Annotated in this window: 20 protein-coding genes; 11 read left to right on the top strand and 9 right to left on the bottom strand. The window is 37.8% G+C overall.

Annotation, left to right across the window (positions count from 1 at the left end):
• Nucleotides 1–73 precede the first annotated feature (73 nt).
• Nucleotides 74–595 carry a glycine cleavage system transcriptional repressor gene (locus tag XM47_RS16050; protein WP_048694789.1) on the bottom strand — a complete coding sequence of 174 codons (522 nt, stop codon included), beginning with the start codon at nt 593–595 and terminating at the stop codon, nt 74–76.
• 166 nt (nt 596–761) lie between these two features.
• On the opposite strand from XM47_RS16050, the gene XM47_RS16045 reads away from it, so the two are divergent.
• The 3 genes from XM47_RS16045 to XM47_RS16035 all read left to right on the top strand — a co-directional run bounded on the left by XM47_RS16045 (nt 762) and on the right by XM47_RS16035 (nt 4,803).
• Nucleotides 762–2,729 carry a methyl-accepting chemotaxis protein gene (locus XM47_RS16045; protein ID WP_048694786.1) on the top strand — a complete coding sequence of 656 codons (1,968 nt, stop codon included), beginning with the start codon at nt 762–764 and terminating at the stop codon, nt 2,727–2,729.
• Between the two features lie 103 nt (nt 2,730–2,832).
• Nucleotides 2,833–3,510 carry a TIGR00153 family protein gene (locus XM47_RS16040; RefSeq protein WP_048694785.1) on the top strand — a complete coding sequence of 226 codons (678 nt, stop codon included), beginning with the start codon at nt 2,833–2,835 and terminating at the stop codon, nt 3,508–3,510.
• Nucleotides 3,511–3,525: 15 nt separating this feature from the next.
• Nucleotides 3,526–4,803, top strand: coding sequence for an inorganic phosphate transporter (locus tag XM47_RS16035; RefSeq protein ID WP_048694782.1), 1,278 nt, complete (start codon nt 3,526–3,528; stop codon nt 4,801–4,803).
• Between the two features lie 85 nt (nt 4,804–4,888).
• Here the strand turns inward: XM47_RS16035 and XM47_RS16030 are convergent, their stop codons facing one another.
• From XM47_RS16030 to XM47_RS16020, 3 genes are all read right to left on the bottom strand, one after another.
• Nucleotides 4,889–5,476, bottom strand: coding sequence for an HvfX family Cu-binding RiPP maturation protein (locus tag XM47_RS16030; RefSeq protein WP_048694882.1), 588 nt, complete (start codon nt 5,474–5,476; stop codon nt 4,889–4,891).
• A 494-nt stretch (nt 5,477–5,970) separates the two neighbouring features.
• Nucleotides 5,971–6,573 carry a DUF2726 domain-containing protein gene (locus tag XM47_RS16025; protein WP_048694780.1) on the bottom strand — a complete coding sequence of 201 codons (603 nt, stop codon included), beginning with the start codon at nt 6,571–6,573 and terminating at the stop codon, nt 5,971–5,973.
• Nucleotides 6,574–6,748: 175 nt separating this feature from the next.
• Nucleotides 6,749–7,354: an ANTAR domain-containing response regulator gene (locus tag XM47_RS16020; protein WP_048694776.1), complete on the bottom strand. Its 606-nt coding sequence runs from the start codon at nt 7,352–7,354 to the stop codon at nt 6,749–6,751.
• 443 nt (nt 7,355–7,797) lie between these two features.
• Between XM47_RS16020 and XM47_RS18910 the strand changes: the two genes are divergently transcribed.
• Genes XM47_RS18910 through XM47_RS15995 form a run of 6 tightly spaced genes read left to right on the top strand, consistent with a single transcriptional unit; the run spans nt 7,798 to nt 12,386 of the window.
• Nucleotides 7,798–7,956, top strand: a complete 159-nt coding sequence (locus XM47_RS18910; RefSeq protein ID WP_077066587.1) for a periplasmic nitrate reductase, NapE protein — start codon at nt 7,798–7,800, stop codon at nt 7,954–7,956.
• A 3-nt stretch (nt 7,957–7,959) separates the two neighbouring features.
• Complete coding sequence (gene napF, locus XM47_RS16015) at nt 7,960–8,496, top strand: ferredoxin-type protein NapF (protein WP_048694773.1); 537 nt, start codon at nt 7,960–7,962, stop codon at nt 8,494–8,496.
• Nucleotides 8,489–8,758, top strand: coding sequence for a chaperone NapD (locus XM47_RS16010; protein WP_048694772.1), 270 nt, complete (start codon nt 8,489–8,491; stop codon nt 8,756–8,758). Before napF ends, XM47_RS16010 begins: the two co-directional genes overlap by 8 nt.
• Nucleotides 8,759–8,818: 60 nt before the next feature.
• Entirely contained in the window at nt 8,819–11,314 is a 2,496-nt protein-coding gene (gene napA, locus XM47_RS16005) for a nitrate reductase catalytic subunit NapA (RefSeq protein WP_172656551.1), read from the top strand.
• A gap of 10 nt (nt 11,315–11,324) precedes the next feature.
• Nucleotides 11,325–11,798 (top strand): nitrate reductase cytochrome c-type subunit, encoded by a 474-nt coding sequence (locus XM47_RS16000; RefSeq protein WP_078061941.1) that lies wholly within the window; start codon nt 11,325–11,327, stop codon nt 11,796–11,798.
• A 3-nt stretch (nt 11,799–11,801) separates the two neighbouring features.
• Nucleotides 11,802–12,386: a cytochrome c3 family protein gene (locus tag XM47_RS15995; RefSeq protein WP_048694769.1), complete on the top strand. Its 585-nt coding sequence runs from the start codon at nt 11,802–11,804 to the stop codon at nt 12,384–12,386.
• 249 nt (nt 12,387–12,635) lie between these two features.
• On the opposite strand, the gene XM47_RS15990 is transcribed toward XM47_RS15995, so the two are convergent.
• Complete coding sequence (locus XM47_RS15990) at nt 12,636–13,517, bottom strand: substrate-binding periplasmic protein (RefSeq protein WP_048694767.1); 882 nt, start codon at nt 13,515–13,517, stop codon at nt 12,636–12,638.
• Nucleotides 13,518–13,845: 328 nt separating this feature from the next.
• Here XM47_RS15990 and XM47_RS15985 point away from each other — a divergent pair, with 328 nt between their 5' ends.
• The gene (locus XM47_RS15985; protein WP_048694763.1) at nt 13,846–14,340 is read left to right on the top strand and encodes a GNAT family N-acetyltransferase; all 495 of its coding nucleotides are present in this window, start codon (nt 13,846–13,848) and stop codon (nt 14,338–14,340) included.
• 37 nt (nt 14,341–14,377) lie between these two features.
• Complete coding sequence (locus XM47_RS15980; RefSeq protein WP_048694761.1) at nt 14,378–14,821, top strand: GNAT family N-acetyltransferase; 444 nt, start codon at nt 14,378–14,380, stop codon at nt 14,819–14,821.
• A 523-nt stretch (nt 14,822–15,344) separates the two neighbouring features.
• Here XM47_RS15980 and XM47_RS15975 read toward each other — a convergent pair.
• The 4 genes from XM47_RS15975 to XM47_RS15960 all read right to left on the bottom strand — a co-directional run bounded on the left by XM47_RS15975 (nt 15,345) and on the right by XM47_RS15960 (nt 22,595).
• Nucleotides 15,345–15,656, bottom strand: coding sequence for a hypothetical protein (locus XM47_RS15975; protein WP_048694758.1), 312 nt, complete (start codon nt 15,654–15,656; stop codon nt 15,345–15,347).
• A gap of 219 nt (nt 15,657–15,875) precedes the next feature.
• Complete coding sequence (locus XM47_RS15970; RefSeq protein ID WP_053084593.1) at nt 15,876–19,025, bottom strand: TonB-dependent receptor; 3,150 nt, start codon at nt 19,023–19,025, stop codon at nt 15,876–15,878.
• A 661-nt stretch (nt 19,026–19,686) separates the two neighbouring features.
• Complete coding sequence (locus XM47_RS15965) at nt 19,687–21,009, bottom strand: ABC1 kinase family protein (RefSeq protein ID WP_048694755.1); 1,323 nt, start codon at nt 21,007–21,009, stop codon at nt 19,687–19,689.
• A 23-nt stretch (nt 21,010–21,032) separates the two neighbouring features.
• Nucleotides 21,033–22,595, bottom strand: a complete 1,563-nt coding sequence (locus XM47_RS15960; RefSeq protein WP_048694752.1) for a cryptochrome/photolyase family protein — start codon at nt 22,593–22,595, stop codon at nt 21,033–21,035.
• Nucleotides 22,596–22,625 lie beyond the last annotated feature (30 nt).

The following is a 22,625-nucleotide window of genomic DNA, read 5'->3' as shown; positions in this document are numbered from 1 at the left end:
CTCAATAAAAATAAGGGATTAAACTTATTAGGCACCATAGTTGTTGATGTAAGGTTAATGTCATAAAAGGCGATTAACCCGGCACTTGAAACTCTACTTCAACAATTAAGTCATTGGCAATATCTTCTATCGCTTCTTGAATAAGATCAAAATCTATATCTTCAGATAATTCTAAAGTGGCTGCTGCTTTGAATAGTTGACCACCCCAATTAGGTGCTGGCTCACAGCTTGATTCTAATTTAAGTAAGTTGACGTGGTGCTCAGCTAAAACTCGAGATATCTCATTAATAATGCCTAATTTATCATTACCTATTATTGATAATGAAACTGTTTTAACCGTATCGTGATGGTGCTCTTCGCCTTTAGCTAAATGCAGTTGAAACCCTTTAGACTGAAGTCGATTAAGATCTTGCTCAATCTCAGAAGAGAAATTCGTAGGGCAGCTAAATTCAACTATACCTGCAAATTGACCTGATAGGCGGGTGAAGTTACTCGCTAACCAATTGCCCTTGTTTTTGTTGATAATGGAAGAAAGTATTTCAATAATGCCAGGCTTATCAGCTGTGATGACAGACACAACAAAGTTTGATTGCATAAGGCTTTCCTATATTTGTTATTAGTTTATTTTTAGATTTAATCTACATAAAGTATAGATAATATTTATTTCTATCGTTAGTTAATTACTGGAATATGACAGGTGTAACAAAAGTGTCATAAAACTTTGCTATCTTGCCGCACAACTTAAGTCGTCAGTTTTTGTTATGAAAATTTCAAGTTTTTCCATTTTATCTTCAAGTTTGTTAGCGATCATTGCTATTGGACTTATTATTCTCATTACTTGGTCGAATACAAAACAAGATAATGCACAACTTACTTTGAATCAATATCAAGTTAACAAAAACCTTTTAACTCAGGAGTTTAGAGTTAAAGTTGATGACTATATTAAAACCAGCGACTCACTCAAACTCAATCAAGCAGTCGAACAGCTCAATAGCCTTAAAGCGAACTTTTCAAATCAAGACAACTCTGTTTTTGTCCCTTTTATTCATCAAATCGACGAGCTACTTAATTTTATTGAGCAGGACGTAAGAGCAGCAGGCAAGCTCGGCCGAAATGCCGCGGCTTTATTACAATATGCTGAGCAAGGCATGTTATCGAGTAATAAAGAGCTATATGATTATGCGTTAAAAGGTATATCTCAAAATACTGAGCTAGCGACAGAATATTTAAAACTGAGCAGTGAAGCTGGTTACTTACTCCATAAATTGAGCTATCGTCGAGAACGCACTTTTCAAGCGGAAGAAACCAATCAATCTAATGCTAACCTATTATATAAAGCGGCTGATGAGCTGCTAATTGTGCTTAAAGCATTGGATAAATTAGAAAGATTAGAAATATATTACCCACAGCAAGAAATTGAAGAAGATGAGTTTTCGTTGGGCAACGAAGATGAGGCAGAGGAAATTGGCGATACGGTTATTGCTGAGTTAGTTTCACTGGGGAAAAGGTATCCAAAAGAAGTAAAAAATACTCAGACTAATCAAAATCTAGTTAAACAGGCTTTATACAAGTTAGAATCAGCGGTTAATAATTTTGAATCTTCTTTTTTAACCATTGAAAATCAGTTAGTTAACCAGCAAAAACAAGTCTCAGCACAAACTCAGCTTTTACTATACTCTGCAGCCGCTGTTTTACTGATAGTGGCGGCTTTATTAATGGCCTTTCAGTACATTTGGGTCGTAAAGCGAATTCGTAAATTGGCCAAACGCTTCAAGAATTTGGTTGAAACTGGTGAAGTTAAGCGTATTGAAGTACAGAGTAATAGCAGCGAAATTGATATAGTCGCTAACTGTTTTAATCGTTTGTTGGATCAAATAGAAGCCGAAAATACATCCAAAAATCAAAAATTGATTAATATTTCGGACACATTAGGTAATTTGGTTGAAGAAACAAAAGACATAGAAACTTTTACGAGCCATATTCAAACGGATGTCAGAAGCATAGAGCCCATCTTGAATGAACTCATTGAGTTAGCTCAAGAAGTATTTTCTGGCTCAGAGTCTGTTCAATCTAATGCAGGGCTAACAGAGACTTCGATTTCAGACAGTAATCAAAAAATTGAATTAGTCACCTCTAATACAGAAGAAATTGTCGCGGCAATCCAAACCAGTTACCAATCAGTAGAAAGCCTATTAGTTTCCGTTGAGCAAGCTTCAACCATAGTTGACACAATTAGCACAATAGCCGATCAAACTAACCTACTTGCGTTAAATGCAGCGATAGAAGCAGCAAGAGCAGGTGAGCATGGCCGAGGGTTTGCGGTTGTGGCCGATGAAGTTAGAAATTTATCTAAGGGTACTCAGGCGTCGCTAGCGGATATTTCAAACATCTTAGAGAAGTTAAAAATATCTTCAGGTGAATTGGATTCAGTTATCTCTAGCATACACAAACTTTCAAGTATTCAAAAAACCACAGCGACTGAGCTGCATCAAAATGCGGATTCTGTTCGTTTACAAGCGCAACAATCTGCTAGTGCTGCAATGCAAAGTGTGCATAATGCTCGGGTACAACTCGATCATATAGGCAAATTTAAACAGTCGATTGAAAAAATTATTGGGGTCATAGCACAAGCACAAATTAAGGCGAATGATGTGACTAAAAGTACGCAAAATCAAGCTTCTAACATCATAGAAACGCTTGGTGAACAACAACCAAATAGATTGGCATAAGTACTTTCTGCTTATCTATTTGATACTTGTCATTTTATTGATGTGATTTTCGTGTAAAATCCGCGCCAGTAAAATTACTCAACGCAAACAAAAGGGTTTAATTATGTCTGCGAATTCATTACTGGGATTATTTGGAAAATCTCCTTTTAAAGCTTTGGAAAAGCATATAGATCTTGCAAAAGCAACATCTGAACAGCTAGCGCCATTCTTTGATGCCGTTTTTCAAGAAGATTGGACAGCCGCTGAATCCGTTCGTTTAAAAATATCTGAGTTAGAACAACAAGCAGATAAAATTAAGCGTGACATTCGTGTTCAGTTACCAAAGGGTATTTTCTTACCAGTTGATAGAGCTGATTTATTAGAGCTTATTGTTCAGCAAGATAAAATTGCGAATAAAGCGAAAGATATTGCTGGTCGTGTTGTTGGTCGTCAGTTGACCATTCCTCAAGCTATTCAAGAAGATTTCCGTAACTATTTAAACCGAAGTTTAGATGCGGTAGCTGTAGCAGCTAAAGCAATTAACGAGTTAGATGAATTGTTAGAAATGGGCTTCCGTGGTCGCGAAGTTGACATTGTTGAACAAATCATCCAAAAAATCGAAGCGATCGAAGCTGATACTGATTTAATGCAAATTAAAATTAGGCAGTCTATTCGAGCTGCTGAATCAGAGTTGAACCCGATTGATGCCATTTTCTTATACGATATTATCGAGTGGGTTGGTGATTTAGCAGATAAAGCTGAATCAGTTGGTGGGCGACTTGAGTTGCTGTTAACACGTTAATTATTGGAGATATCAATGGATATTTTACAAACTTACGGTTTACTTTTAGTTGGTTTTGCCGCTGTAGTTGGCTTTTTCATGGCTTGGGGTATTGGTGCAAACGACGTTGCCAATGCTATGGGTACATCTGTTGGCTCTAAAGCGCTAACGGTTAAACAAGCAATTTTTATTGCAATGATCTTCGAATTCGCTGGTGCTTACCTAGCGGGTGGTGAAGTTACTTCTACAATTCGTAAAGGTATTATTGATTCCACACCATTTATAGATATTCCTGAAGTCTTCGTCATCGGTATGATTTCATCTTTGCTCGCGGCTGGTACCTGGCTTGCAGTGGCTTCATACATGGGTTGGCCTGTTTCTACTACTCACTCTATTGTTGGTGCGATTATTGGTTTTGCGTTAATTAGCGCAGGGACTGAAGCGATTCACTGGGGTAAAGTAGGAGGGATTGTTGGTAGTTGGATTGTTACCCCGCTGCTATCCGGTATCTTGGCATACATCATATTTATGAGTGCCCAACGATTTATTTTTGACACGGATAACCCAATTAAAAATGCGAAGCGATATGTTCCAGTATACATGGCACTAGCCGGCTTCGTATTGGCGTTAGTGACAATCAAAAAAGGTTTAAAACACGTATTTAAAGATGCACATTTAAACATTTCTACTGGTGAAGCATACTTATATGCAGCGCTAGTTGGTTTAGTTGTTGCTGGTATCGGTGCTTATTTTATCTCTAAAGTTAAGTTGGAAGAAAAATCAACACGCCAAGTTCAGTACGAAAATGTTGAAAAAATCTTTGCTGTATTAATGATAGTAACTGCTTGTTGTATGGCTTTTGCGCATGGCTCTAATGACGTTGCAAATGCAATTGGTCCATTAGCTGCGGTTGTTAGTGTTGTAAGCAATGACGGTGAAATCGGTAGTAAAGCTGCTTTAGCATGGTGGATATTACCACTAGGCGCATTTGGTATTGTTGCTGGTTTAGCTTTATTTGGTCACAGAGTTATGGCGACTATAGGTAAAGGTATCACTCACTTAACACCAAGCCGTGGTTTTGCTGCTGAGCTAGCTGCGGCAAGTACGGTTGTTATTGCATCTGGTACAGGCTTACCTATTTCAACTACACAAACACTCGTTGGTGGTGTATTAGGTGTAGGTTTAGCACGCGGTATCGCTGCACTTAACTTAGGCGTTGTTAGAAATATCGTTATCTCTTGGGTTGTAACATTACCTGCAGGTGCTGGTTTAGCGATTATCTCTTACTTAGTATTAACTGCTATTTTACTTTAGTCAGTTAACTCACTCGCTATAATGAACTGCCGCTTAAAAAGCGGCATTTTTAGTTTTAAACTACCTAAACTGCATGATTTAGTGCTTAGTGACTTGGCTTTCCAACCTTGTTATAAAGCCAAAAATCAAGACTAGTAAAACGCCCGCCACCGGTAAATAGCAAGCTAATCAATATAATCAAATAGGTTGCAGCAAACTCAATACCGTTGTTTAAAATAACGAATTTTCCACTCGATGTGAGCCAATCAAAATGCCCATGCTGCTGTAAAATTTGATTCGCAGCGGTTAATTTTTCAGCTGAATCCATAATGTTTTGATTGAGTAGGATAGTGCCATTAGCCAACCAGCTTGACGAATCTGCTATGGCTAACCAGCCATTAGGCCAATGCACACTAAAAATAGCGACCAACATGGTAATAATTAACGGGATACTGACGAGTCGAGTGAGCAATCCAAGCAGTAATAATATCCCGCCAATTAGCTCTGCTGCTGTGGCTAAAAAAGCCATGACCATAGGTAATGGTAAGCCTAATCCCCACTCAGTATTACCAAACCAATTAACTATATCGTCAAAATTACTATATTTGCTCCAACCCGCCTGAATCATAATAGGGGCTAAGTAGATTCTAAATAATAACGGCGGTAGTCCATCTAATTGTTGGATGCATTTCATTTTACTTTGGTAATAATTTAAAGAATTTTGGATTTGGTTCATTGCGTTCTACTTTAAGTTTTTCATATTTATGTAGAACGGAAAAAGAGGGCTTGTCTTTCAATATTTGAGGTTTAATTGGATTTAAGCTTGTTGCTTAGGGTTCAGAGAACTTAAAGAAATAAAATCCAGCGGCGGGCAACCGCTGAGTTTTAAACCGAGTAGTATAGAACTAAATCAATTTATATTGGTTTAGCCCTAGCTACTCAAGCAGGTGTTCAGTAGTAGATCAAGGTTTGCTCTACTACCTGAGAATTGACGAAGGGCGGTGTCAATTCTCGACTCAAATCACATTTAGCAATTTACTAAACTAAGCGAAGTACACAAAAGCAAAGAGTGAGTTTGCTGTTGAACTTGAAACTACAAATTTAATGATTACTCCCTGTAATAATTAAGACTTCAACTCAGCTTATTTAGTTTTAAAAATACTCAATGTGATTTGAGTGTCGAACGCGTTAAGCAACAGCAGCTCTATCTGCTTGCTCGTTAATATGTTTGGTTAGCATGTTACCTATCGGTCTAGTTAGTCCCTTAGGTTTTACTTTTCTGACATTTAAAGGTGATAACTGCTGGTTTTTAATTTTGCTTGCGAGGCATTCTCTTATCTCAGACGATTTGTAACCTGCTTTTAATTTGATTCGAATATGCGGCAGGTTTACAGTATCTAAAGCGCCTTTTACAAACCAATCTTGTTTGGTTTTGTAGCCTGTTTTAGATTCCATATTGACGAGATCAATCGCTGCGATAGGCTCTAATGTGTTACGGTCAATTAATACAAAATCTAGCATCTTGCTGGCTGCTTTTACTTTTGCGTTTTGCTCACTTCTTTTGTCTGTTCCTGTGCGTACCGTGACGAGATCACTTAACCTAACGCGATTAACGATTCTGTATTGATCGCCAACCGCATGCTCTAGTTTCAGCATAAAGGCGCGCTCTGGCTCAGTAAAAAGTGCATTTTTTTTCTGGTAAGGGAAAGGCGCACCCGATTGTGTCATTTTTAAGGAAACAGCAGCAACCATTAACAATATAATCATCATTATTACAACGACAAGTTCCATAAGTATCTCCAAAATATTCAGCAACTAGCGCAACAGAAAATTGACGCTAAAACATAACTCTAAGCTTAATTGCAATGCTTGTGCCAAATAAGAAAATAAAATGGATTGGAACGGGGGTGAAAAGGTGGGCTAGGTGATTATTTAAAAAGTAGTAAGGAAACTTGGGCGGTTTAGGCTAACCCATGGTTTCCATAAAACTAATCACATTTTTTGCAACTTCGTCGATGCGTTGGCTTCTATCCATAGCCATTTTACGTAGTGCTTGATAAGCTTGATCTTCATTGATGCCTTTATTGCTCATTAACAAACCTTTGGCTTTATCAATCCATTTTCTGCCTTCAAGTTTACGTTTGGTTTCCGTGAGTTCTGATTTTAGTGACTCAACTTCTTTGAAACGAGCAATCGCAATTTGTACGGTTGGACCAACATGATGAGGTAATTTATCACCCACAATATAAGCATTAATTTTAGAGCTTAATATTTTTTCTATCATACTGGCGTCTGTAAACTCAGTAAAAATGACCATAGGTTTAGGATTCATTTCACTAATGATTAACAAACTATGTAGGTCATCATTACTTAACCTATCTATATCTAAAATAATGACATCAGGTTCTATTTCATCTACTTTTTTTAAAACCTTCATGTTCATGATATTTGGATAAACATCATAACCAGATGTGACTAATGAATTTCGTAGATCTCTGTCGTAGTTTTCCGTTTCTACTAATAAAAGCGCTTTTAGTCCTATGCTTCTATGCGACTCATACTTACTTTGCATTTTCGTTAACCGCTACTTTGCTGCTTACTGGTTACACAAGCACGAAGCATGCCTACTTTAAAATAGGCCTAAATCGGCTTAATTTAAGCCAAAATACGTGTTTTTTTCGAAAATTAAGCACAACCAATGAACATTAAAGATTTACTGCTATTGCGTGGTGCATTTTTAAAAAGCGGCTTTGCTTAAGAATAAGCATGATCTAGATCATGCTTTTTGACACTTAAAAACGAACCAATTTCATAACCTGATCTATATCAAGGTACTGCCCCTCATCATGATTCATTATCACTGCATCGAAAATCACAAATTAAAAATTCTACTAATTTAATTTGAGAGATGTCGATGTCTTACGCGAGACAGGTCAACGCAGACGCAGCGTTGACCAACTTTTATTTCTTAAGTATTTGCTCAAGGGTGAATACATTTAAAAGTGAGAACTGAAGATGAGCAACGAAGCTAATTCAACCACTAAAAAAACAGAAATGAATGTATTTTTGTTTATCACAGTTGTGCTATTTCCACTATTAAGCATTTTGTTAGTCAGTGGCTATGGATTTTCTATTTGGATTTACCAATTATTATTTGGCCCAACTGGATTTTAGATCATGGTCGATTTGGCAAAACGTAGCTTACTACGTGGCAGATTAACGCAAAAAACACAACTAGTCGTGATGCGCCCACCATGGAGCGCAGCAGAAGATACATTTACTAATGAATGCACTCAATGCAATCAATGCATTGAAGCGTGTCCAACTAAAGTGATTCAAAAAGGTGAAGGGGGATACCCTGAGCTTAATTTTGCAAAGGATGAATGTGACTTTTGTGAAGATTGTATAAAAGCCTGCCCAACCAAAGCCATTGACCAAACTAATCCCAAAACTAATCAATTTTTTCCAGTGCTAACAGACAACTGCTTGGCGCAAAAAAATATTTATTGCAGAAGTTGTGGTGAAAACTGCGAGCCTCAAGCCATAGAGTTTAAATACATTAATGGTGCCATAGCGCAACCACAAATTAACTTAGATGCTTGTATACAATGCGGTGCATGCGTATCTCCATGCCCAACCCAAGCCGTCCAGTTTAAGCCTTTAGCACAACTTAAAACCACTAACCAAACACTACAGGAGCAAACTCATGTCTGAATATCATGTCGCGAGTTTTATTGTTAGAACCCAACAAGAAAATTTAGTCACAGTGATTGACTCATGTAATCAAATTCATGGTTGCGAAGTACATGGGCATGATGGCCAAGCGAAGATTATTGTCACGCTAGAAGCGGCAAATCATAAAGAAATCGCTAATTTATCAGATCAGCTAGCTGCGGTGAAACAGGTTATCGATATTAGCCCTGTATATCACGAATACATAGATGAATCAGAAAACGAAGATGCAAGCGCAGCTTAAATCATTAATAGACAGATTAAAAAATAACAGAATTAAAAATTAGCCAATATAGGTGAGATTATGAATATAACACGAAGAGGTTTTGTAAAGGCAAGTGCCGCCAGTGCTGCAGCAACAGCAGCAGGCATTACACTGCCTGCAACAGCGAGTAATATCATTACTCGTACCGGCTCAACTGAGCTTAAGTGGGACAAAGCGCCATGTCGTTTTTGTGGTACAGGATGTAGCATTAATGTCGCAACTAAAAACGGTAAAGTCGTTGCTACTCATGGTGATATTAAATCACCCGTAAACCGAGGGCTAAACTGCGTTAAAGGCTATTTCTTATCAAAGATAATGTATGGCGAAGACAGATTAACCCAACCATTGCTAAGAATGAAAGATGGCAAGTATGACAAAAATGGCGACTTTGCTCCAATAAGTTGGGACGCTGCTTTTGACATAATGGCTGAAAAATATAAAGCCGCACTTAACACTAAAGGCGCAGGCTCTATAGGTATGTTTGGCTCAGGTCAGTGGACTGTTATGGAAGGTTACGCTGCGGTTAAACTAATGAAAGCTGGGTTCAGAACAAATCACCTAGAACCAAATGCGAGACACTGTATGGCATCTGCTGTAGGTGGCTTTATGCGTACATTTGGTATTGATGAACCTATGGGTTGCTATGACGATTTTGAAGCTGCAGATGCGTTTGTATTATGGGGCTCTAACATGGCCGAAATGCATCCTATCTTATGGACTCGCTTAACCGATCGTCGTTTAAGTAATCCAGATGTTGACGTTGCCGTATTATCAACTTACCAGCACAGAAGCTTTGATTTAGCTGATCTACCCATTATTTTTGAACCACAATCAGATTTAGCCATATTAAACTACATAGCTAACTACATTATTGAAAAAGACAAAGTGAATTGGGAGTTTGTCAACAAACACACTAATTTCCGTCGTGGTGTCACGGATATTGGTTACGGCTTAAGAGACGAGCATCCAGCACAAAAAGCGGCTAAAAATGCAGGTAATGCAAAAGGCTCAACGCCAATGACATTCGCTGAATTCAAAGAATTTGTGAGCGAATATACGGCAGAAAAAACGGCAGAAATTTCAGGTGTTGGCGAAGCTCAACTTGAGAAGTTAGCAAAACTCTACGCAGATCCAAACAAAAAAGTTATGTCATTATGGACTATGGGTATGAACCAACATACACGTGGTGTATGGGCAAATAACCTAATCTATAATATTCACTTACTAACAGGCAAAATCTCTACGCCAGGTAACAGCCCATTCTCATTAACGGGTCAGCCTTCAGCTTGTGGTACAGCTCGTGAAGTCGGTACTTTTAGCCATAGATTACCAGCAGACATGGTCGTCGCTAATCCTAAGCATAGAGCTTACGCTGAAAAAATCTGGAAATTGCCAGAAGGCACAGTTCCACCTAAACCGGGTTACCACGCCGTTTTACATAACCGTAAATTAAAAGATGGCGACTTAAATGTTTACTGGGTGCAATGTAATAACAACATGCAAGCAGCAGCAAATATTAATGAAGAAGGCTTCCCAGGTTATCGTAACCCTGACAACTTCATCATAGTCTCTGACGTCTATCCAACAGTAACAGCGCAAGCCGGCGACCTGATTTTACCAACAGCAATGTGGGTAGAAAAAGAAGGTGCATATGGTAATGCAGAGCGACGTACCCAATCTTGGTACCAACAAGTTAAAGCGCCAGGTGAAGCAAAATCTGACATGTGGCAAATGGTAGAGTTTTCAAAACGCTTTAAAATTAACGAAGTTTGGCCCGCAGATTTAATCGCTAAACAACCTGAATTAGCGGAAAAAACCTTATACGAAGTGCTATTTAAAAATGGCAACGTAGATGCATACGGCTTAAACGAAGTGCCTGACGATAGACTAAATGATGAAGCGAGAGAATTCGGCTTTTACATTCAAAAAGGTTTATTTGAAGAATATGCAGCTTTTGGCCGAGACCATGGCCATGATTTAGCACCATACGACAGATATCACCAAGAGCGTGGTTTACGCTGGCCAGTTGTGGATGGTGTCGAAACTAAATGGCGCTATAGAGAAGGCTCAGATCCTTATGTTAAAGCGGGTAAAGGCTTTGAGTTTTACGGCAAACCAGACGGTAAAGCGATTATATTTGCCTTGCCTTATGAAGCTGCGCCAGAAGTCCCAGACAAAGAATATGACCTATGGTTAAGCACTGGCCGAGTACTAGAGCACTGGCATAGTGGCTCTATGACTCAACGTGTACCAGAGTTACATAAAGCCGTGCCTGATGCGTTAATTTACATGCACCCACAAGATGCTAAAAAACGCGGCTTACGCCGAGGTGACGAAGTAAAACTAACTTCTCGTCGAGGCCATATTAATATTCGTGTAGAAACGCGTGGACGTAACAAACCACCGCAAGGCCTAGTTTTTGTACCATGGTTTGATGCGGCAAGGTTGATTAACAAAGTCACGCTTGATGCAACGGATCCAATTTCTAAACAGACAGATTTCAAAAAATGTGCTGTTAAAGTTGAAAAAGTTTAGGAGAAACGTCATGAAACAAAAAACATTTATCGGTTTTACTTTAACCATGGCCATTGCGTTTTTCTCTACGGTGATGACACAAGTAAATGCAGATCCAATTAACCCAATTTTGAAAGCTGAAATTGACGAAGAAGTGACAGCGCCAGAAATTGCAAAGCCAATTAAAAACGACATTAAGCAAGCTCGTAACTACCCAATGCAGCCGCCTTTAGTGCCGCACAATATTAGAGGTTACGAAATTAACTTAAACGTTAATAAATGTATGGCTTGTCACAACCGAACTCGAACTGAAGAAAGCCAAGCGCCTATGATCTCTGTTACTCACTACATGGACAGAGATGGAAACTTCTTAGCGGAAATTTCACCAAGACGCTATTTTTGTAACCAATGCCATGTCCCGCAAACCGACGCCAAACCCGTGGTGAAAAATGAGTTTGTTGATATGGAAAAAATGGTGATTAAAGCCGAAAAAGAAGAGGAGTAAGCTATGAAATGGTTGAAAAACTTCTGGCGGACTTTTAATCGCCCCAGCGTTCACTTTAGCCTAGGCTTTTTAGCCCTAGGCGGCTTTATCGCCGGCATTATCTTTTGGGGTGGCTTTAACACCGCATTAGAAATGACCAACACAGAAGAGTTTTGTGTTGGATGCCATGAAATGCGAGATAATGTATTTGAAGAGTTACAACCAACTATTCATTACTCTAATCGCTCAGGTGTTCGAGCAACTTGTCCTGATTGCCATGTGCCACATGAATGGTCAAACAAAATTGCACGTAAAATGGCAGCCTCTAAAGAAGTCTGGGGTAAAATATTTGGCACGATAGCAACTCGCGACAAATTTTTAGAAAAACGCCGTCATTTAGCAGAGAATGAATGGGCAAGGTTAAAAGCAAACGACTCATTAGAGTGTCGTAACTGCCACAACTTTGATTCTATGGATTTTACCCTGCAAGGAAAACGCGCAGCAGCGATGCATAGCACGGCACTGGCAAGTGGTGAAAAAACCTGTATAGATTGCCACAAAGGGATTGCCCACCATTTACCGGATATGAAAGGTGTTAAAGGCTGGTAAGCGCTAGCTTAGCTTAAAGTAATATATTGAAATGGCTTAAATATTTACAAAAAAGTTAACCAAATGGCAAATTTAAAAGGCTTTGTTTTACGACAAAGCCTTTTTTGTTTTTATGAATGTTCAAGCTACTTTGGTATTAGTGCTTTTTGTCAAATTGTGGATGTAAAATAAACAGACATTAATTTTAAGTGATTGTAATTGATATGTCTTAGCAATGCCTATCATGTAAAATAGAGTATCAACGCGCTACTATTTATAAAGTGTTGTTGGACGAGAATCAGAATATTGGTAGTGTAACCAAAGTTCAGCTCTTTCTAGTGGAACACTCTGAGGTAACAGTGGATTTTTTAACCGAATCACCTTTCGACTTCCGGTGAAAAATTCTTTAAGTATACCACTGTGGTGTTTTGAAAAAATTTTATCAAATTCGCCGTTGGCTATTATTTTCTCAAAGCCTTGATTCAAATGTTGAGCTAACTCGTGATTGTTTTTTTCAACATAAAAATAAAAACAGACGGGGTAAGTGATCAGTATATAGGGATCGACTGCAATCGATAGTTGATATTCTTGTTTATACAGTTTTGCTTCTCGTGCGGCTTCTAATATGGACATCGGGAAATAATCAAAGCGCTTTTTGTGCAACATACGAAATAAGCCAACCCAATGTGCACCTTTAGTCGATTCAATACCATTGTGTTCAAATATTTTATTGTCTGTCCAAGTATGAAACATGCCAGGTTTGTAGGTTTTAAGCTGATTTAAAGTTTTGATATCTTTAAATGTGTTGATGTTATCTTCGTGCACGAGTACTACGCGCCAGCCACTTAAGCCTTTCATTATAGGGATTGGGATCGCTTGGTATAAATCTAATCGTTCTTGTGTGGCATAACCTATTGTTATATCTATATCCCTTTTGGAGGTTAAAAGTTCAAAGGCACGTTGATGCGGTATTGTTAAATGATAACTCTTAGCGTCGTAAGCACCGTGTTTGCTATGATCTAAAATAGTTTGTAATAATTCAGTATGATAAGCATCACGGTAGACCCCAAGACCCCGATAAACGATATCTTTCGCATAGCAAGACTGGCCAACAATAAGTGCTAACACACACCACTTTATCCAAGCATACATAGCTAAAGTGCCTTAATAACTCTAATAGAAAGAGTATAGTCTATTCAAACCAATCCGCTTAAAAACTAGTATGACAGGCAGTGAGCCAAGGTAAGTTGGCATAAAACTGGAGGTGAAAGCCCTTTATTTGGTAAGGTCTAATAAGCCGTCGAAACCCCCTAAATTATCTAGACAGAAACGTATAGAAAATAATTAAGTCAATAGGTTATGAATTTTATTGCTTCTATTCTCATGTCAGGTTTGAGGAAGTAAAATTAAACAAGTACAAAAAACGGTTGGTTTTTGCTCGTACCTAGCTTATTTTATCCGTTATATATAGCTTCTTAGTATGACAGTTAGTGTGAATTCAGTGAATATTGAAAGCCTAGAATTTAAGAAATTTGAAGAAATAGCTGTCAAAGATTTTTTACCTATTTTAAATAAGTTAAAACTTCGAGAACACTTAATGAAGCATGAGCTATTTGATTTACGCAGCGCAGAGAATTGGATGCAATCTAAAGCTGAAGTTGATTCTATTAATGGGTGTAAAATTAGAGCTATATATTTTAAAGGGCAATTAATTGGTTGGTGTGGGATTCAATATGAAAATAACCACTATGAAATAGCTATTGTTATTGATGATAACTATTGGGGTAAAGGTGTTCGAGTCTTCCGTGAGGTGATGTCTTGGGCGAAATTATTTGGACATAATAAAGTTTACGTACATTTTCTTCATACACGACCTAAATATAAATTTTTACAGAAGCTAGCCAATCAGGTATATGAGACTGAATTATATGGTCATAAATTTACTACTTATGAGCTTGATGTATGGCGCACCTAGCGACTCACAGTGAAGAGCTAGCATCGAAGGATAATTTATGCACATTCGAGCCGCTAAAACAAATGATGTGGTCAAAATAAGTGAGCTGGTTACCTCTCTTTCACATTTTTATTTAACAAAGTCTGAAAATGAATTACCAGAATGGTTTGCTCAAACGCTTACTCACAGTGCTTTTTTAAAACGCTTAGAAAGCCATGAATATTCCAATTTTATTTATGAGCTTGATGGTGAAATAATCGGATACCTTGCAATGAAAGGAAATAGTCATTTGTTTCACCTTTTTGTATCGGAGAAGCATCAAGGGAAAGGGTTATCACGAGCACTTTGGGAGTTTGCAACTAGCGTATGTATATCTAATACTTATACACTTCGATCTTCCATATACGCAATCCCGGTATATAGAAAGTTTGGTTTTATTGAATCTGATACCGCAGGTGAAAAAGATGGTATTAGCTTTCAACCAATGGAATTACGAGTATAATATATAAACTATCTGGTCAGACACTTATAGAGAACAACTAAATCAATAGGTTATGGTTTGTCCAGCTTCTATTTTTTAACAATGCCTGTCATTTAGGTTTTTCTTCATTTAGGTTTTTCGCCGTTCAATATAATGTTATGCAGCTTTAACTATGCGTGAAAACAAACAATTAATTAAATTTTCAATATGGATACTTTCAATAATCGTGTCATTAATTTACGGATTTCATGAAAAATATAGTTATGACGTAAATGACGAACCTTTTTCCGATGATATAAAACAACTATCAAGTATCAAGAACAAATGGTCTATATTATCTTTTAACGATTCAGGGCCCAATATAGTCCTATCTATTCACATTACTGGGTTTGAGCGACCTTTGCCTCAAAATGTAAAATTAGCCAAAGATACCGCGCTAAATTTTGTGTGTAGTCACAACTATTTTGAAAATCAGTTACGTTTAAATAAAGCAGTGATCGTAAACTTAAAAGCTGACAAAGATAATCCAATTAACTTTGCAAGCCTAAACATAGATTACCATCGCTGCCAAAGCGCTGCATTGCCAACGAGATAAAACCTCATCAGGGCTTAAAGCATCCGCAGCACCTGTATTGATTCTTAAAACTAAGCGATAGTGATTACTCATAACAGCGAAAGCAGCTACATCTATGATGAAAATAGCGGCGAGCTTTTGAATGCGTTCAACTAACCAAACTTTTCTATGTTCAAAGCTCTTTTTAGTGGTTTTATCATAACCACACCTGACACAACGCGAAATGCAATGATAATAAGGGGTGTCGGATAATGATATTAAACTGCTTCTGGGTTTGGCCATAAGATAACTATATTTATAGTCATGCGTGGTTACTTATACAGTTAGGTTTGGAGTGGATTTTTGATTTGTCAAATTACAGATGAAAATAAATAGACATGAGTTGTAAGTATTTGTAATTTATGGTTTTTAACAATGCCTGTCATTTAGGTTTTAATTAAATAAAAAGGCCGATGTTCAATGAACATCGGCCTTTAAAGTTACTCGGCATGTTAATCGTTATTAGAAAGCGTAATTAACGTTAACCTGATAAGTACGACCAGAATAACGCATACGGTATAACGCGTCTTCATTACCACCAGTAAACTCATACTCTTGGCGGTCATTTAAGTTGTATGCCAACAAGTTTACTTTTAAGTTTTTCATTAACTTGTATGAACCTGAGAAGTCTAAACGTCCGCCAGCAGATTGTTCACGGCTTTCACTTCCTAAGAAACCAACTGAACCACCAGAACTGATGAGTTTTGTGTCTTGCCAGTTATACGCTAAACGCATGCTTAATTTTTCATTTTCCCAATAACCGATAAGGTTATAAGAGCGTGGTGATACTTTTTCCATAGGCTGTTTTTTGCCATCAACTAATGTTTCTGTATCCACGTAAGTATAGTTAAATACACCACCGAACCCGCTCCAAGGATAAGGCAAAAAGTCTAATTTTTGTTGAATTGACAGCTCATAACCTAAAACATCTGTGGTATCTTCACTATTAATCGTATATTTTACTTCAACTTCTCTGCGTACGCCTTCAACCCCATTTTCATCAACATATGGGCTTAACTCCATACAGGTTAGTTCACCAGCGGTATTTTTTGATAATTCGACGGCACCAATTTCGCCACCAAAAATATTTTCAAAACCAACTGGACAGGCGACTTGATCGCGGAATAACCCAGCAATTTCCTTAGAGAAAACGCCAAAAGAAATCGCACTGCCTTCACGGTTATACCATTCGATCGACAAATCATAGTTTGAAGAAGTGTATGGCTCTAAACCACTTTTAGGTAGCGTCACTTTTACTTTACTCGCGTTTGACGATATTGTGCCTGTTGGCAACTGCGAACGTAAGTTTGGACGTACCAGTGCTTCTGCATAGGCAGCACGAACAATCACATCGTCAGTAATGTCGAATGAAATATTTGCCGATGGCAGACTATGGCTATAATCGTTTTCCGTTACGTTCGTGATCCACTCGCCGTTAATGTTGCTGACGCCCGTAATGTCATTTTTAGTCTGAACATGGCGGATACCCGTGTTACCACGGTAATCTATATTCGCTAAACTACCTTCGAATTCGGCCATAATGTATGCGGCGTTTATTTGTTGGTCTGCCGCAAAGTTTCTGGTCAAAAAGTCATTTGGTGTTGTTGAGCTACCTTTGATATAAAAGCCAGTCGGGTCTGCTTCTACTGCACCTTCTAACTCGCGCATATTCGTTTGTAATAAAGCTTTTAAATTGTTTGAATCAATAGATTTCCAACCACCTTCACCATTGTAATATCCAGAAAATTCGCCATTAAAATATGGGTTCTGCACGTCTGAAAATAGCTGCTCTTTGAACAAGTTTTCAGAGGTTAATGCGTTGACATTAATGCCACCGGCGCCCACACGTAAATCCGTGTTATTAAGTTCTTCGTTAGAATGGCGTACACCAAATTTAACCGAGGTGAATTTAGCGGAATCAAAACCTAAATCAATAAAACGTTTTGCATCAAACTGAAAGCTTTTTTCAGTTCTTTCTGGTCGGTCAACACGGCCATTAACGAAGAATTGCACTTGTTTACCACCAGTTGCGAGTGGGTTTAGTGTGCTGCTAAAACTTGTTAGTGGTACTTCAGACCAACCTGCAGTAACCTCTTTACCTTCACTGTTCATATAGGTGTAAGTTGCATCGTAGTCTACGCTATCGAATCCAGAGGCTTTTGTGTAAGCCTTTGATAAATCGCCGTTTCCAGTGTTAATTTCTACATCAATTCCGCTGGGTGCCCAGTTAATTGAGTCGATTGTGGTACTACCTTCTTTTAGGGTATATTTTCCTGAACCTTTATTGGTATGACGAATATCTAAACCTTGGTTTTGAAATTCGTTTAAAGACTTTGAATAGCTGGCTGCGGTATTAAATACCCAGTCGTCGGTCGCATAATCTGCGTATAAAAATATACCTTTAGCTTCTTCTGTATACGACATCAAGCGATTGGCAGGAGCCCAGTTTGCGTTGGTTAATTTTACATGGCTTACTGCATAAACTGGATTGCCAGCTTCGTTATTCGCCAATTGAATTGGTGCACCAATAGGTTCAATTAACGCATTTTTTGCATTTGGATTATTCGGCACAGAAAACTGTACATCTTCAAAATTACTTTCGTCTAATGTACGTTTTGTATATAACAAATTTGTGCCAAGTTTTAAGTTGTCTGTTGGTTTAAATTCAAGATTAACGGTTGCAGATATTCGGTCGCCGCTTGATACTTCAGATACTTGACCTGCTCGTGTAACAGCTTTAACAACTGCGTTTGGGTCTAAACCGTGTTTCGTTTTATATGCAGCTAAGTCTGAATCTATGATGTTGTAGTTAGCGCTTGTTTCTTTTCTTTTGCCGTTCGCATCTAATATAAATTCACCGTTGGTATCTTTTTGATATTGGCTTTCAACTAAAGTTGAGTATTGGGTATAGTTTGCAGTGTCTTTACGGAAATTTTGCTCAGAACCTGCTACTTTAAACGCAATAGCAAATTTGTCTTGAATAAAGTGGTGTGAACCTTGAATTTTAAACTCTTTATTCCAGTCATCGGTTAATTCTTCATAGCGGCCACCCAAACTCACAGAGTATTTGCCACTTTTTTTACCTAAAGCTCGTTGTAATTTTTTATCAATCGTACCTGCAATACCACCTTCTTGCATATCTGCAGTTGGAGATTTAACTACGGTTACACCGTCAAATACGCTTGCTTCAAATGAGCCAAATGGATTTGAACCACCTTCTTCTGCTTCACTTCGGCTAGGGTTAGCAAACGACATGCCTTCAGCAGTCGTTTTAACGAAACCCCCAGATAAACCACGCAAAGTAATTTCTGAGTTACGTTGACCGTCGTCAGTTTGTAACTGGATGCCAGGTATTGCTTGTAGAGCTTCACCTAAATCTAATGCGGGTAAGGCGTCAATGTCAGACGCAGAAATAGCATCAACAACAGAGATTGCTTCACGCTTGGTGAGAAGTGCTGCTTCTAACGAGCTACGCACACCTGTAACAGCGATTACTTCAGTCTCTTCGTCCTGCGCTTGTTGTGCTAACACTGCGTTCGGAATTGACAATAACCCAACTGCAATTGCAATTTGGTTTAGTTTGAATGTGCTAGTGGTGCTTTTTTTGTTCATTTTAAAATCCTCGAAAAAAGAGCGAGGTGTTGACATTTTGTTATTAAAATGTTCCCTTGACTCATGATCGCGATTTTAGGTCAAAATTGCTTTTTGGCAATCATTTTTAATCTTTTTTAGTAATAAAAAAGCATATAAACGTGGTTTTTAATAACTAAAAGATCGTTTTTGGGACTTATGTGATTACTTTTGTTGTTTGTGTTTGGTTTTTGATTGGTTTTGATTTTGGGGTTAATGTGTTTTTCAGGTGTTTATCAGCCACATTGTTAATTCTTTATACAGGGATGATTTAAATCTTTCGGAATTTTATCGTATTACTGCGGTCAGTTCTCTCAACACTTTGAGAATAACTTTTACTACCATGGTGTTGAATGCTAACAAAGTCACTTGCATCTGAAACCTTTGACTAATTGAATAACTAACCTCAATTTGGGATAACAACTTGCTTTCTTGAGGGCCTTTTTCCTGATAACTGCGTTGAATTCGCTAGTAATAGCCAGCTATTACGTACGCAAATTCGCCTTGTTCTAAGAAAAAATATCTTTCAAGAAATAAAAAATCAATAATACCAATAGTTTAATGGGGTTAGCTAATTTCTTATCCCGAGTTAAGGTTAACTAAATTGGGTTTCTATTCTGTTTGGAAAAGCTAGTCATCTCTCTTATCTGGATTGCATCAATATTTGACTGAATATTTGATTTAAATTCACTTTAGCTTTTAATTTTGCTGCTAATAGATAAAGTCCACCGAGTTTTCTGTGTATAAATATGGCGTCTATTGGCGGCGTATGCCATTGGTCTTTATCTGCTCCGATCACGTGACTTGCTTCTTTTACTTCATTGGTAAAGTCACTGTTGGCGAAATCAAATTCGCCGTCATACCTTAAAGGTTTAGTTGCTAAGTAAAATATTTTGGTGATGTCTTTTTTATGCGAATCGCTGATATCGCTTCTGAAGAATCCTATTTTTTCAGCAGCTTGCATCATGTTCGTTTCATTTTGTTCTATAGCCGATAGCATAAATTGAAAATACCCTTGACTGACATGCTCAGGGATTTCACGAGTAGCACCAAAATCAATTAAAACGATTTTGTTATCAGCTTGGTTATACATAAAGTTTGCAAAATTAGGATCGGATTGCATCAACTTAAAACGAAATAATTCTTGAGCGAATAACTTAAACAGCGAGGCAATAATTTTATTACGCTCGTCTTGCGCTAAATAAACACAGTTTTCAATTGATTCGCCTTCAACAAACTGCATGCATAGAATATTTTCTGTATTTAATTCTGGGTAACTTACGGGCAATATAAAGTCGTCATTGTTACCGAGTGCAGTTTGATATTGAGCTAGGTAACTCGCTTCTTGGATATAATTCGCTTCGGTATGCAGTTGTTGTTTTGCTTGCGTCAGTAACTCATCAATCTCGATATGATCAGGTAACAACCGAGTTAATTTAATTAAGCTGGCTACATTATCGACGTCACTGTCGATCGTTTGTTGAATACCGGGATACTGAACTTTTACCGCAAGCTTTTCACCTCTTTCAGAATAGGCTAGGTGAACTTGGCCAATTGAAGCCGCAGCGAAAGGTTTTAAATCAAAATGAGAGAAACTATCTATCCAGTGTTCGCCCCAATTTCCTTTTAACACTGAAACTAATTGCTTATGTGGCATTGGAGTGGCATCCGCTCTTAATTTTGCTAACAGATCGCTTAATTCTTCTGGTAATAAATCTCCAGTATCCATAGAAAGAAGTTGACCTACTTTCATCGCAGCACCACGCATTTGCGAGAGTTTAGAGGCAATGCTTTCGATATTTTTAGGCGTGAGCATTAATTTTTGCAGGTTAGGCTTTTCACCTTTACTTAAATCTTTGATACTGCTCGTTAGCATATTTCCAGCAATACTGGTCGCCAGGCCACCAATTTTTGACAAACGAGCGAGCCTTGATGTGGGTACTTTAGACGACTTATAATCAGACATATTGCCCCTTGAAAGGAATAGTTTTATAAATTATTTATATTTTGGAGCAAGCCTTTAGCGTGTAGCATGATTTGCGCTTGTTCTTGTTGAGACTTTTTATACCAAAGGTTGTTCATCATGCTCATTCTGTGGTTGTGCTTAAATTTAACTTGATGCTGGGCAATAAAGTTCCAGTATAAACTATTAAACGGACAAGCTTTTTCACTTAGAGTTTGTTTTACATCGTACTGGCAATTAGCACAATAATCACTCATTTTATTGATATAATTTCCACTGGATGTATAGGGTTTAGTTGCTATTAAACCGCCATCAGCATATTGCGACATACCTAAAGTATTTGGCAGCTCCACCCATTCAATTGCATCGATGTAAATAGCCAAATACCATTGATGAATTTGCTTAGGCTCGACGCCGACTAATAGGGCAAAATTTCCTGTTACCATTAACCTTTGTATGTGGTGGGCGTATGCAGTATCGAGAGATTGTTGAATAGCTTCAGACATACATTTCATTTTGGTTTTAGCATGCCAATACATTTCAGGTAAATCACGTTTAGCTGCAAGTTGGTTATGTGTAATATATTTTGGCATATTGCGCCAATAAATCGCTCGAATGTATTCTCGCCAGCCTATTATTTGTCGAATAAAACCTTCTACTTGAGCTATATCTATCTCAGGGGGTTGTGTTAGTTGTGCATGATATTTTTTAAGAACTGCTTGTATTACCTGAAGTGGATGAAGCATTTTAGTGTTTAATGCAAAAGAAAGTCTTGAGTGGTACAAGCTCCATTTTTTATCTGATTGACAGGTCATAGCATCTTGAAAGTGACCAAATTGAGCTAAACAGGATTGGCAGAAATGCTTAAGGAGCGCTTTAGCTTGTTTGCGGTTGACAGGCCAAAGTAAATTGTTACCACTAGTGCCTATGGTTTCTATTTTGTACTTTTTTATTCTAAGCAAAATGCCGCTTATATCATTGTTAAATATGAGGGGCGTTGGTAAATCGGGCAGGTCTTGTTTTTTTAGTTTATTTCTATTGGCTTGATCGAAATTCCATTTACCGTGTAAGGGTTTGTTGCCATCCATTAATATATTAAATCGCTTACGCATTTTGCGATAAAATACTTCCATGGTTTGGTGTTTATTCTCCTCAATTTCTTGATTTATCTGCTCAAATGGCAATAAAAAATGTTCTGTTTCATACATTTTTTTTGTGATGTTAGAGTCAAAATTCAGCAGATTAAATTCGTCGGCTAACCTATATTCATCTGGTCTTTGATATTCAAATTTAGAGATTTTAAGTTGCTTACTATAGCTTGCAATCAGTTGTGTAAAATTATCAAAATTTTGGGTTTCATCTAAAGTTAAGTGGATGACTTGGTGCCCAGCATTTTTTAATGCGTTAGCAAATTCAGTCATAGCTAAGAAAAAAGCACCTATCTTTTGAATGTGATGTTTAACGTAAGTTGCTTCTTGTTTAATTTCAGCAATCATGTAGACAGTGTCATCTGATTTTTGCTTAAACCAAGAGTGGTTGGCGTTAAGTTGATCGCCTAAGATCAGCCTTAAAGTATGATATCCAGTCATCTAATCTACCCGTTCTTGTAGAGCTAAATC

The organism is Catenovulum maritimum (assembly GCF_001050375.1).
GTDB lineage: Bacteria > Pseudomonadota > Gammaproteobacteria > Enterobacterales > Alteromonadaceae > Catenovulum > Catenovulum maritimum.
The sequence above is the reverse complement of the archived record's forward strand: the minus strand, read 5'-3'. Positions and strand labels throughout refer to the sequence as shown.